The 12,166-nt window shown below is 64.6% G+C and carries 10 protein-coding genes and 2 pseudogenes; 2 read left to right on the forward strand and 10 right to left on the reverse strand.

What is annotated here, in order from left to right; all coding sequences use genetic code 11:
• Nucleotides 1-8: 8 nt before the first annotated feature.
• Entirely contained in the window at nucleotides 9-1,067 is a 1,059-nt protein-coding gene (gene mnmH, locus ABNX41_RS19995) for a tRNA 2-selenouridine(34) synthase MnmH (protein WP_438671457.1), read from the forward strand.
• A gap of 23 nt (nucleotides 1,068-1,090) precedes the next feature.
• On the opposite strand, the gene ABNX41_RS20000 is transcribed toward mnmH, so the two are convergent.
• The 9 genes and pseudogenes from ABNX41_RS20000 to ABNX41_RS22000 all read right to left on the reverse strand — a co-directional run bounded on the left by ABNX41_RS20000 (nucleotide 1,091) and on the right by ABNX41_RS22000 (nucleotide 10,180).
• Complete coding sequence (locus ABNX41_RS20000; protein ID WP_438671458.1) at nucleotides 1,091-2,335, reverse strand: SelB domain-containing protein; 1,245 nt, start codon at nucleotides 2,333-2,335, stop codon at nucleotides 1,091-1,093.
• The gene (gene selB, locus ABNX41_RS20005; RefSeq protein ID WP_438671459.1) at nucleotides 2,269-2,997 is read right to left on the reverse strand and encodes a selenocysteine-specific translation elongation factor; all 729 of its coding nucleotides are present in this window, start codon (nucleotides 2,995-2,997) and stop codon (nucleotides 2,269-2,271) included. The genes ABNX41_RS20000 and selB overlap by 67 nt, the downstream gene beginning before the upstream one ends.
• Complete coding sequence (gene selA / locus ABNX41_RS20010) at nucleotides 2,994-4,280, reverse strand: L-seryl-tRNA(Sec) selenium transferase (RefSeq protein WP_438671460.1); 1,287 nt, start codon at nucleotides 4,278-4,280, stop codon at nucleotides 2,994-2,996. The genes selB and selA overlap by 4 nt, the downstream gene beginning before the upstream one ends.
• Nucleotides 4,281-4,345: 65 nt before the next feature.
• Nucleotides 4,346-4,417, reverse strand: a pseudogene (locus ABNX41_RS20015) (hypothetical protein); the annotation flags it as partial.
• Entirely contained in the window at nucleotides 4,417-5,325 is a 909-nt protein-coding gene (gene fdhE / locus ABNX41_RS20020) for a formate dehydrogenase accessory protein FdhE (RefSeq protein ID WP_438671461.1), read from the reverse strand. The pseudogene ABNX41_RS20015 and the gene fdhE, both read right to left, overlap by 1 nt.
• Before the next feature lie 60 nt (nucleotides 5,326-5,385).
• On the reverse strand, nucleotides 5,386-6,105 hold the full coding sequence (locus tag ABNX41_RS20025) for a formate dehydrogenase subunit gamma (RefSeq protein ID WP_438671462.1): 720 nt from the start codon (nucleotides 6,103-6,105) through the stop codon (nucleotides 5,386-5,388).
• On the reverse strand, nucleotides 6,105-7,103 hold the full coding sequence (gene fdxH, locus ABNX41_RS20030) for a formate dehydrogenase subunit beta (protein WP_438671463.1): 999 nt from the start codon (nucleotides 7,101-7,103) through the stop codon (nucleotides 6,105-6,107). The genes ABNX41_RS20025 and fdxH overlap by 1 nt, the downstream gene beginning before the upstream one ends.
• Nucleotides 7,100-9,568 carry a formate dehydrogenase-N subunit alpha gene (gene fdnG, locus ABNX41_RS20035; protein WP_497883254.1) on the reverse strand — a complete coding sequence of 823 codons (2,469 nt, stop codon included), beginning with the start codon at nucleotides 9,566-9,568 and terminating at the stop codon, nucleotides 7,100-7,102. The genes fdxH and fdnG overlap by 4 nt, the downstream gene beginning before the upstream one ends.
• Before the next feature lie 12 nt (nucleotides 9,569-9,580).
• A complete protein-coding gene (locus tag ABNX41_RS22000; protein WP_497883255.1) occupies nucleotides 9,581-10,180 on the reverse strand; it encodes a twin-arginine translocation signal domain-containing protein in 600 nt (199 codons plus the stop codon).
• Between the two features lie 360 nt (nucleotides 10,181-10,540).
• Between ABNX41_RS22000 and selD the strand changes: the two genes are divergently transcribed.
• Nucleotides 10,541-11,608, forward strand: a complete 1,068-nt coding sequence (gene selD / locus ABNX41_RS20040; RefSeq protein ID WP_438671465.1) for a selenide, water dikinase SelD — start codon at nucleotides 10,541-10,543, stop codon at nucleotides 11,606-11,608.
• A gap of 179 nt (nucleotides 11,609-11,787) precedes the next feature.
• On the opposite strand, the pseudogene ABNX41_RS20045 reads toward selD, so the two are convergent.
• Nucleotides 11,788-12,166 (reverse strand): annotated as a pseudogene (locus ABNX41_RS20045) (hypothetical protein); the annotation flags it as partial.

A 12,166-nucleotide genomic window follows, 5' to 3' on the forward strand; every position in this document is an offset into this window, starting at 1 on the left:
CGTGCCCCATGGCCATCACGCTTTCTTCTCTCCGCGATCTCGGCGCCCTGCGTTTCGACGAGATCATCGACGTGCGCACACCCGCCGAATTTGCTGATGATCGCCTGCCCGGCGCGGTCAATCTGCCGGTTCTTGGGGATGCCGAGCGGGCCCGGGTCGGCACAGTCTACAAACAGATCGCGCCTTTCGAGGCCCGCAAGATCGGCGCCGCCCTGATCGCGCGCAACGTTGCTCGCCATCTTGAGGGCCCGCTTGCGGCCCGGCCCGGCGGCTGGCGGCCCCTGCTTTACTGCTGGCGAGGCGGGCAACGGTCGGGGTCGATGGCGGTGATCCTGTCGCAGATCGGCTGGCGGGCCGAGATCGTGACGGGCGGCTACAAAAGCTGGCGCAACCTTGTCGTCCGGGAATTGGAGACGGTGCCCGCCTCGCCCGTCATCCTGCTCGACGGCAATACAGGATCCGCAAAGACCGAGCTTTTGCATCTGCTCGCGGCGCGCGGCACCCAGATCATCGACCTCGAAGGGCTGGCAAACCATCGCGGATCCCTGTTCGGGAGTAGCGGCGAACAGCCCTCGCAGCGGATGTTCGAGGGCCGGCTGGCCCATGCGCTCGCCGCCCTCGACCCCAAGCGGCCCGTGGTGATCGAGGCCGAAAGCGCCGCAATCGGCCACTGCCGCCTGCCTGCGCGGCTGTGGCGGGCGATGATGGCCGCCCCCCGGATCGAACTGCAGGTGCCGGCGGGCGAGCGCGCGCGCTATCTTGTCAGCGCCTACCGGGATCTGACGCTGGATACCGCGCGGCTGAGTGCAACGCTTGACCAGCTTCGCCCCTACCATGCCACCGAGCGGATCATGGGCTGGCATGCATTGCTGCAACGTGGGGACTACACCGGCTTTTGCGAAGGGCTGATGGCCGCGCATTACGATCCGCGTTATGCAAAGCACCGCGCACGCAGCGCAGTTCGGCGCGAGGTTCTGGCCGTCGACAGCCTTGATCCTGCGGGTCTTGCCACGGCGGCGGATCGCATCACGGCACTGGTGCAGCGCGGGATAGGCGCAGGCCGCTGACGGCGCCCAACCAACGGCCGCGATCAGTCGAACAGGTCGATCCGGTGCGGGTTCAGCCGCCGCAGATCGCCCCGTCGCAGCGTCAGACCAAGACGATCGAAGAAATCGAGTATCTCGATTGCCACCTTGCGCCCGTTCTGCACCCGGTCGCGAAAGGCGGGGGCAGTGAACCAGCCGTCCTCGCTTTTCCCGGCGAGGTCGCGGATGATCGCCACCATTTCCTGCGTGACGGCCCGGGCAAAGAAATGGTCCTGCGCGATCTGATCGACCCGGCCAAGCCGCTGGCAATGGCGCATCACCCGGCGCAGATCCTTTTCATCGACCCCGAACTCCGTCGCGAAATCGCGCACCCGTGGCGGGCGAAAGCGCAAATCACCGATCAGCGCGGGCAAGATGCGCGCGAACAGCGCCTCATCCTCGGGCGAGAGTTTCACCTCATGGCCGGGCAGACGCAAGAAGGCGCCATCCTGCACGATGTGCCCCGCCCCGGCCTCTTGCCGAAGGAAAAGGGCAAAGACCTCTTTCGGCAGGCGGGGCCGCAGCGCCAGCCGCAGCTTTTCCCGCCCAAGCCCGGCCAGATCCGGGTTTTCGCTATGGAAGGCGGCCAGCCCGTCCTGCAACCCGCCCTGCAAGGCGGAAAGATGGGCTGGCGACAGCGCGAGCGGCCCAAGAAGCTCCACGCCGACTTGCGCCCCCAGTGCCTCGGCGAGGTCAGGATCCAGCGCCCTGTCGCGCAGAAAGCCCGGCATATCGACCGGCGCAACCTGCACCATCCGCGCGAGCGCCGCTGCCGGATCGGTTGTCCGAGCCGCCTCCAGCAGCGCCAGCCGCTCGGGCGTGCCACGCTTGCGTGCGGGGGCGCGCAAATCAACGAAAACCCCGCCCCCGACCGAGCGCCGGGCCGAGGTGTCGCGCAGCATGAACCGCTCGCCCATGGTCGCTGCGATGGGGCGCTCCAGCACCAGCTGCGCCAGGCCCGAGGCGCCCGGCGCGATATTGCCGACCAAAGGCACAACCCGCGCCGCAACCTCGACCGCATGGCTGTAAAGATGCACCGGCAGCCATGTGGTCACGGCTGCCGCCTCGGAGGCCAGCACATCCAGCACCACATCAATCCGGTCGGTTGGCGCATGCAGGCCCGGCGCAAGGATCATGTCACCGCGCCGGACCGCATCCTTTGTCACGCCGTCGCCACTGAGGTTCAGGGCGCAACGCTGCCCGGCCAGCCCCACCTCGGCCTTGCGGTTCTGGGCATGGATGCCACGCACCCGGGCCGGTAGACCAAGGGGCTGATCATCACCTGATCGCCGATGGCAACGCGGCCGGAAATCATCGTGCCCGTCACCACGGTGCCCGCGCCCGCGATGGTAAAGCTGCGATCCACCGACAGCCGCATCGGTGCCGTTGTTTCGCGCGGTGGCGTGGCGGCGGCGGCCTCGGCAAGGATCCGGCGCAGATCGTCAATCCCCTCGCCGCTCTGGCTTGAGACCGGAATGATCGGCACCCCGGCCAGGGCGCTGTCTGTCAGGGCGGCGCGGATCGCGGCGGTGACTTCGACGCGCCGCTCTGGGCCCGCCAGATCGGCCTTGGTCAGGGCAACCACTCCGCGCGAAAGGCCCAGCAGGTTCAGGATTTCCAGATGTTCGCGTGTCTGCGGCATCGGCCCGTCATCGGCCGCCACCACCAAGAGCGCGAAGTCGATGCCGCCCGCCCCCGCCAGCATGGTGCGGATCAGGCGTTCATGCCCCGGAACATCGACAAAGCCGGTGATGCCCGCACCCGGCCCGCCCAGTTCGGCATAGGCAAAGCCCAACTCGATGGTGATGCCGCGTGCCTTTTCCTCTGCCAGCCGGTCGGCATCGACCCCGGTCAGCGCCTGCACCAAGGCCGTCTTGCCATGGTCGATATGGCCCGCCGTGCCGACGATCATAGCGCCGCCAGCGCCCCGGTCAGCATGGCGTCATCCTCAAGGCAGCGCAGATCAAGGATCAGCGCGCCGCCATGGATATGGCCGATCACCGGCAGGGCCAGCGCCCGCAAGCGCGCCGCCAGACGGTCGGGCGCATCGCCGCCCGGCCCCGTCATCCGCAGCCCGGCCGAGGGGATGGTATCAACCGGCAGCGCCCCCGACCCGATCTGGCTGGCGCAGATGCAGGGGCTGGCGGCAAAGCCATGCGGGTTGAGCAGCGCATCGACCTCAGGCGCCAGCCGGGCTGCCTGCGCGGCCACATCTTCCGCCGGACGGGCCAGCATGCGCAGCGTCGGCAGCCGCTCGGCCAGCCGGTCGGGATCGCGGTAGAGCCGGAGGGTGGCCTCCAGCGCGGCAATGCGGATCTTGTCGAGCCGCACCGCGCGTTTCAGCGGGTTCTTGTTGATCGCCGCGATCAGATCCTTGCGCCCGACGATAAAACCCGCCTGCGGCCCGCCCAAGAGCTTGTCGCCCGAAAAGGTCACAAGATCCGCGCCCTCGGCCACCGCCTCGGCCACCGTCGGCTCTCGCCGCAGCCCGTAATGCGACAGATCAACCAGCGAGCCCGCGCCAAGATCGTTCAAGAGCGGCACCCCCGCCGCCCGGGCGATCTGCGAAAGCTCTGGCCCCGCGACCTCGGCGGTGAAGCCCTCGATGCGGTAATTCGACGTATGGACCTTGAGGATCACCCCGGTCCGGGGCGTGATCGCGCCGGTGTAGTCCTTGGGATGGGTGCGGTTGGTGGTGCCGATCTCGACCAGCGTTGCGCCCGCCCGGGCCATGATGTCGGGCATACGAAAGGCGCCGCCGATCTCGATCAGCTCGCCGCGCGAGACCACGGCGTCCCTGCCCTGCGCAAGCGTGTTCAGCGTGATCAGCACGGCGGCGGCATTGTTGTTGACGATGGTGGCATCCTCGGCACCGGTCAGTTCCACCAGCAATCCGCGCAGATGATCGTCACGCTGGCCGCGCCCGCCGGTTTCCAGATCGAATTCCAGCGCCAGCGGGCTGGCCATGGCGGTGACAGCCGCACGCACCGCCTCATCGGCAAGGATGGCACGGCCAAGGTTGGTGTGCAGCACGGTGCCGGTCAGGTTCAGCATCGGGCGCAGCCCCGTCCGCTCCTGCGCCGCGAGATCGGCGCCAACCAGACCGGCCAGTCCCGCCGCCAGCACCGCCGCGTCCCCGCCCGCCCGGATCGCCGCGCGCATCCGGTCGAGCCGCGCGCGCAGGGCCTCGCGCACCGGCTCGCGCGCATCCGGTCGAGCCGCGCGCGCAGGGCATCGCGCACCGGCTGGCGGCCATGGCGGGCCACCAGAGCAGCCCCTTCGGCGCCGTTCAGAAACTGGTCAACCGAAGGCAGGGCGCGAAAGCCATCCATCAATAGCCCATCAGATAGGGGTTGAAGCCGCCGCGTTTCAGATCGGTCCCTTTCATCATCATATCCAGCCCGATACTGCCGACATCATCGGCTACCGGGTCAAGGCTGGGGTTCTTTTCCAGATAGAAAATCTTCACCCAGGATTGGCATTCCCGGCAGCATTCAGCCTTGACCGTGGCCTCCGTCGTCTCGACCGAGCGATAGGTCAGCCCCTTGTTCGTCCCGCAGGAGAGGCAATGGATGCGGACCTCGTTCCATTGCGTCGCGCAGAGCGCGCAGACGGCGTAGCGGATGCTCTCGATCCCCGGGGTCGAGGTGACGAGTGAGGAGACCGGCCGACCACCGCAGCAGGGGCAGATGCCGGTGTGCAGCCGTCCCAAGGCCTGCGGATCAACGCCCGCTGCAAGCCGCGAGAGATGAACCTGCACCGCCGCCGAGGCGAAAAGATGCGGGGCCGCGCTGTCCTCGGGGATATCGCCGGCCAGAGCATTGGCCAGAAGCCATGTCCGGTCGTGTTCCTCTGCTGCGGTGACGGCTTCGAGCGCGGTGCGCGCCGCGTCCGGCATGGTGATCTTGGCCACCGCCGCGCAGAGGCGCGACAGAAGGTCATGCAGGGCGGGGTCACGGGCCAGGGCGATGCGGTCGATGGGTGGCATCCCGCTGGCCCTCGCGCGGGCGATCTGGTCGGGCGTCACCACCAGCGCCGGGCCGGATTTCGCCAGCCTCGCCTGGATTTCAGTCAGTTCACCAAGGAAAGCCATATAGGGCGCGAGGCGGCTGGTTTGCGCCAGAAACCCGAACCGGCCCGCGCGCCGGGTAAAGACCGCGACCGGATCGGGCGTGAAAACGAATGGCGCCTCGGGGACGCCACCAATGACCGATGGGTCGGGCTGGATGTCTTTGGTCATGTCGCTCTCCGGCCGGATCATCCCCTTGGCCGGGGAGGGGCCAGGGAAAAGGCCGACGGATCACTCCGCCGGGGTTTTCGAGTTCTCCGACATTTTGCGGTTCTTCGCCAGTTCCCGCAGCCATTTGCGGTGATGGCGGAAGGCCCAGCCGCCGGTGACGCTGCCTGTGGTCATGGCCCGCAGGGTGCCGCGGGTCCAGAACGCGGCATAGACATGCAAGATAAAGACAAGGATGATCGCCACCGCCGCCATCGCATGCACCAGAAGTGCGATCCGCCGGGCCGGGATGGTGGCCGCCCAAGGCGCATAGTCGCGCCACAGCGGAAGCTGCTTTTCCCAGATCATCAGGCCCGAGAGGATCAGCACAAGGATCAGCCCCGTCATCGCCCAGAACACGAATTTCTGCCCGGCATTGTATTTGCCAAGCTCCGGCAGACGATCCTCGCGCCCCATGACCACATCCGCTGAGTGGGCCACCCATGTCACGTCCTCGCGCCGGGGCAGGTTCAGCTTCCACATCTGCAAGAACAGCAGGAAGAAGCTGATGAACAGCACGATGCCGATCGCCGGATGCAGCCAGCGCACCACCTGCCCGCCGCCAAAGAGGCCCGACAGGAAGAAGAGAGACGGGTGGAACAGCGCCAGCCCCGAGATCGCCAGCAGGATCAGCGACAAGGCCGTAACCCAGTGGTTCAGTCGGGTGATGCCCCGGTAACGGCTGACCGTGACCGGCTTTGTGCTCTCGATATGGTCGCCGGGGGCGGAGTATTTATGCGGCATTACAGCTCCCCCCGTGCCTGCGGCGCATCCCCTGCTCCGGCGGCTTTCACCACCAGCTCTTCGGCCTCATGCTCTTCCTCGGCCGAAACCTCGTTGGCTTTGGCGAAAAGGCCATGCAGAACAGCACCCGCCGCTGCGAGGCCCATCGCGGCCAGACCGATGGTTTTGGTCGGCCCTTTCCAGTTCGCAACGACCTGCGAGATCTGCGGATCTGCTGGCAAATCAGCATAGAGGCCAGGCTTGTCGGCATGATGCAGCACATACATCACATGCGTGCCGCCAACGCCCTGCGGATCGTAAAGTCCGGCATTCTCATAGCCGCGCGATTTCAGATCCTCGATCCGCTCATTGGCGAGCGCGATCTGGCTTTCCTTGGTGCCGAAAGTGATGGCCTGGGTCGGACAGGCTTTCGCACAGGCCGGTCCCTGCCCCACTGCCACGCGGTCGGAACAGAGCGTGCATTTTTTCGACACATGCGCGGTCTTGTGGATCCGCGGCACGTCGAAGGGGCAGCCCGAGACGCAATAGCCGCAGCCGATGCAATTCTCGGAGATGAAATCCACGATGCCGTTGGAATATTGCACGATGGCCCCAGGGGCCGGGCAGGCCTTGAGGCAGCCCGGGTCCTCGCAATGCATGCAGCCATCCTTGCGGATCAGCCATTCCAGGTCGCCCTCGGGGTTCTCATATTCCGAAAAGCGCATCAGCGTGAACATATCCGGCGTCAGATCATGCGGGTTCTCATAGACGCCCACATTTTCTTCGACATCCGGGTGGGTATCATTCCACTCGATACAGGCCGACTGGCAGGCCTTGCAGCCGATGCATTTCGACACGTCGATCAGCTTCGCAACCTTGTCCAGCTGCCGCTCGGGTGCAGGCACATGGGCCGTGGCCGAGATGCGCACGACATCACTGGGCAAGAGGTTCGAGGCCAGCGGCTGAACCGGAGGGTTCGCCGCCGCCGTGGTCGGTTGAGGGGCGCGTTCGGTCGTCATGCCATGCCCTCCGATGCGGGTTCGATATTGACGAGGAAGGCCTTGAATTCAGGGGTTTCGATATTCGCATCCCCCACGAACGGACCCAGCGAGTTCGGGCCAAAGCCCTTGCGCGCCGCACCCTTGAAGCCCCAGTGGATCGGGATGCCCACGACATGCACGGTCTTGCCGTCGCAGATCAGCGGGCGGATCCGCTTCGTCACCACCGCCTTTGCCCAGACCTGGCCACGTTTCGACCAGACCCTGACGCGATCCCCTTTCCTGATCCCCTTCTCCGCCGCCAGTTCTTCGCTGATTTCCACGAAGAATTCCGGCTGCGTCACCGCATTTACGCGGTTGTGCTTGGTCCAGTAGTGGAAGTGCTCGACCAGTCGGTACGAGGTCGCGACCAGCGGGAATTCGTTACTGGTGGCCATGTTCGCCAGATCGTCGGGGAAAACACGGGCCACGGGGTTGCCGCGCATTGCCGGGTTCAACGGGTTGGCGATGGGGCTTTCGAACGGCTCCATATGGGTCGGGAAGGGGCCGTCGCGCATCAGCTTGCGGCTGAAGAAGCGGCTGGTGCCTTCGGGGTTCATGATGAAGGGCCCGACCTCGCGCGGTTTGGCGGTGACGGCAATGTCCGGAATATCCGGGCCTTCCCATCTCTCGCCATTCCACTCGATCAGCATCCGGGAGGGATCCCAGGGCTTGCCGTCGAGATCGCAAGACGCGCGGTTGTAGAGCACGCGCCGGTTGGCCGGCCAGGCGAAAGACCAGTTCTGGAACACGCCCATCCCCGACGGGTCGCTATTGTCGCGCCGCGCCATATTGTTGCCAGCCTCGGTGAAGCAACCGGAATAGATCCAGCAAGCCGCCGCCGTGCTGCCGTCATCGCGCAACTGCCCAAAGCCCGAGACCTGCTTCCCTGCCTCCAGCACGACCTTGGTCGGGTCGGTAGCATCATAAAGCGTGGTCAGCGCCCGCCCGTTGAGTTCCATCGCCAGTTCGGCGGCGGTCGGCTCTTCGGGATCGGCATAGTCCCAGGACAGGTTCAGGATCGGCTCAGGCGACTTGCCGCCCTCTGCCTCATAGAGCTTTCTGATCCGATGGTAGATCTGCGACATGATCCAGACGTCGGTCTTCGCCTCACCCGGAGGGGTCGCCCCCGCCCAGTGCCATTGCAGCCAGCGGCCCGAATTCACCGTCGCGCCTTCGTCTTCGGCGAAACAGGTGGTCGGCAGTTCCAGCACCTCGGTCTGGATGCTGGCCGGGTTCACGTCATTGTAAATACCGTGATTTTCCCAGAACGCCGCCGTTTCCGTCTCCAGCGGGTCCATGACGACCAGCAGTTTCAGCTTCGAGAAGGCCTCGGTCATCTTGCCCCGGTTGGGGAAAGACAGGATCGGGTTGAAGCCCTGGCAGAAGTAGATATTCACCTCGCCATTCTTCATCATGTTGAACATGCGCATCGCGTCATATTGCGCGATGTCGAGCTTCGGCAGCCAGTCATAGCCCCAGCCGTTCTCGGCCGTCGCCTTGTCACCCCAGAGCGCCTTGAGGAAGCTGACGAAGAACTTGTTATAGTTCTGCCAGTAGCTCATCTGGTTGGGGCGCAGCGGTTTATTGCCACGGGTCGACATATAGGTGGCGAAGTCCGGCTCGGTTTCCCTCGGCATCGCGAGGTAGCCCGGGACCAAGTTCGACATCAGGCCAACATCGGTCAGACCCTGGATATTGGAATGCCCGCGCAGCGCGTTCATGCCCCCGCCCGCAATCCCGATATTGCCCAGCAGCAGTTGCAACATCGCCATGCCGCGGATGTTCTGCGCGCCCTTGGAATGCTGGGTCCAGCCAAGCGCATACATCGAGGTCATCGCCTTGTCAGGCGCAGAGGTCTCACCGATCATCTCGCAGATCTTCAGGAAGCGATCCTTGGGTGTTCCGCAGAGATTTTCAACGAATTCAGGCGTGTAGATGCTGACATGCTGTTTCAGAAGCTGCCAGACGGTGCGTGGATTCTCCAGCGTCTCGTCGGTGAGGATAAAGCCGTCCTCGCCGATCTGGTATTCCCAGCTCGACTGGTCGTAGCTGCGCTTTTCCTCATCATAGCCGGTGAACATGCCGTCCTGCCAGCCAAAGTCGTCGCGCACGAGATACGAGACATTGGTGTAGTTGCGGACGTATTCCCACTGCACCTTGTCATTCTCGATGCACCAGCGGATCACCCCCATCAGGAAGGCGATGTCCGAGCCGGGGCGGATCGGCGCATAGTAATCCGACACCGATGCCGAGCGGTTGAAGCGCGGATCGACGACGATCAGTTTCGCACCGCGATGGTGCTTGGCCTCGGTCACCCATTTGAAGCCGCAGGGATGCGCTTCGGCGGCGTTGCCACCCATGATGACGACGAGGTCGGTATTCTTGATATCGGTCCAGGAGTTGGTCATCGCTCCACGGCCAAATGTCGGGCCCAAACTGGACACCGTGGGGCCGTGTCAGACGCGCGCCTGGTTGTCGAAACCTACCATGCCCAGCGAGCGGACCACTTTCCAGGTCGCCCAGGCCGTTTCATTGGTGGTCGCAGATGCGGCCAGAAAGCCGGTCGTGGTCAGGCGGTTTACCTGAACGCCATCGGCATTCTTCTCGATCAGGTTCGCATCGCGGTCGTCTTTGACGGCGCGGGCGATCTTGTCGAATGCCTCATCCCAGGAGATCTGCTCGAAGTGGTCCGAGCCGGGACGGCGGATGCGCGGATGCGTGAGACGGGTTTCCGCCTTGACGTAATCCTTGAGCGCGGCGCCTTTCGGGCAGAGCGTACCCTTGTTGGTCGGGTGGTCTGCATCGCCCTCGATATGGACCAGATCGGCCTTCTCGCCGGCTGCCAGATCGCCTTTGGAATACATGATGATGCCGCAGGCGACCGAGCAATAGGTGCAGATATTGCGTGTCTCGGTCATGGTGGCCAGCTTGAAGTCGCGCACATGCGCGGCCTCTGCCGCCTCCGCCTCCCCAAAGCCCATGGCCCCAAGAGACGTTGCTGCCACCCCCGCCCCCGCCAGCCTCAGAAAGCTGCGGCGCGAAAGGTCGATATTCATGTGACCCCTCCTCCTTACTACCTGTCCGTGCAGATCTCTGTCCGGCAGCCTGCCGGATCGATCGACACATGATGGGTTGCTTCAATCACGTGATATGCTGCTTGAATGGTTTCGTGATTGACCTGCGAAGTCAAGGAAAACACGATATTTCTACATATACATATCGAAGGATGGCCGCATTAATGCTTTGATAATAATTGCTTTTGTTGGGATATTCTCCTGGAAATGACGCCTTGCAGGCCGGGCAGGCCCACAGGGCTTGCCGCCCTAGCCGAGGGCTGGCAAAGTCCGGGCGGGCGGGCCGTTTCCGGTCCTGTCCCCTGCGGCTGCACAGAGCGGCCTTTCTGACGGAGCCGTGCCATGAGCCTATCGCCAGTTGCAGAACCCGGATCTGAGCCGCGCCTGACCTCGCTGTCGCATGGCGGCGGCTGCGGCTGCAAGATTGCACCGGGCGTGCTGTCGGGGATCCTGCGCGGCACCTCGACCCTGCCGGTGCCCGAGGCGCTGCTGGTCGGGATCGAGACCTCGGATGATGCGGCGGTGTATCAGCTGAACGAGCATCAGGCGATTGTGGCGACCACCGATTTCTTCATGCCGATCGTCGATGATCCGGTGGATTTCGGGAAGATCGCGGCGACGAATGCGATCTCGGACATCTACGCCATGGGCGCGACACCGATCTTCGCGCTGGCACTGGTGGGCATGCCGATCAACGTGCTGTCGGTCGAAACCATCGGGCGGATTCTCGAAGGTGGCTCTCTGGCCTGCCGCGCGGCTGGCATACCGATTGCGGGCGGCCATACCATCGACTCGGTCGAGGCGATCTACGGGTTGGTCGCGCTCGGCATCGTCGATCCGGCGCATGTGAAAAAGAACGCGGCAGCCCGGCCCGGCGATGTGCTGGTCTTTGGCAAACCGCTGGGCGTCGGCATCTATTCGGCGGCGCTGAAGAAGGAACAGCTCGGGGCTGATGGCTATGCCCAGATGATTGCGACCACGACCAAGCTCAACACGCCGGGGCCGCGGCTCGCGCGGCTGCCGGGCGTCCATGCGATGACCGACGTCACCGGTTTTGGCCTCGGTGGCCATGCGCTAGAGATGTCGCGCGGCGCGGGCAAGGGCATCCGCATCGACTGGGATTCGGTGCCGATGCTGCCGCTGGCGGCAGGGCTGGCCAGTGCAGGGTTCATCACCGGCGCCTCCGGGCGCAACTGGGCCAGCTACGGTGCCGAGATCAGCTTTGCGCGGGCGATGTCACCGGTTGACCAGGCACTGCTGAGCGATCCGCAAACCTCTGGCGGCCTCCTGGTCGCATGCGCGCCGGAAGGTGTGGCCGAGGTTTTACAGATCTTCCGCGAGGAAGGGTTCGCGGCAGCAGCAGTTGTTGGTGCAGTGGAGGGCACCTCTCCCGGCCTGACCATCGCCTGACCGGAGGCCGACAGCGGGTGAGAACGGCGGCGCGAAATTCCTCCACGGTAGCCGCGGCATAAAAGTCGCCCACCTATTCCCTTTCTGCGGCAGCAGGGGGGCGTGAGGATTTACAACGTGGACCGGCTGTGTTGCCCAAATCGGTCGAGGGTCGTAGCCCCCCTTGTGCCTGGGCAGACTTATTCTGCCGCCTCAGTGATGGGTGTTCCGAGCGCCGTAAAGCCGTTCAGGACGGCGACACGGACCTGGAACTCCGCGACCTGACGGTCGAAGTCCCGCGCGGCCAGACACTGCCCGAGCAGCTTGACGCAATGCATCTTGGTTTCGATGCGGTTTCGGCGGTGGTATCCGTTCGTCGGCAAGGGATTGAGGTGCTGAAATAGGAGCCGTGTTTGCATATCAGCATGATTCCACGTGACGTTTCCCGCTGCGGCTAATCCAGTTTGAGTTAGACACTGGCCCAACCGCGAGGACCAGAGATGACGCGCGGCAGATTCACCGAAGATCAGATCATCGGCATTCTGAAAGAGCACGAGGCGGGCGTTTCCGTCGGCGATC

It is taken from the genome of Pseudogemmobacter sonorensis (genome assembly GCF_042762395.1).
In the GTDB taxonomy this organism is placed as follows: domain Bacteria; phylum Pseudomonadota; class Alphaproteobacteria; order Rhodobacterales; family Rhodobacteraceae; genus Pseudogemmobacter; species Pseudogemmobacter sonorensis.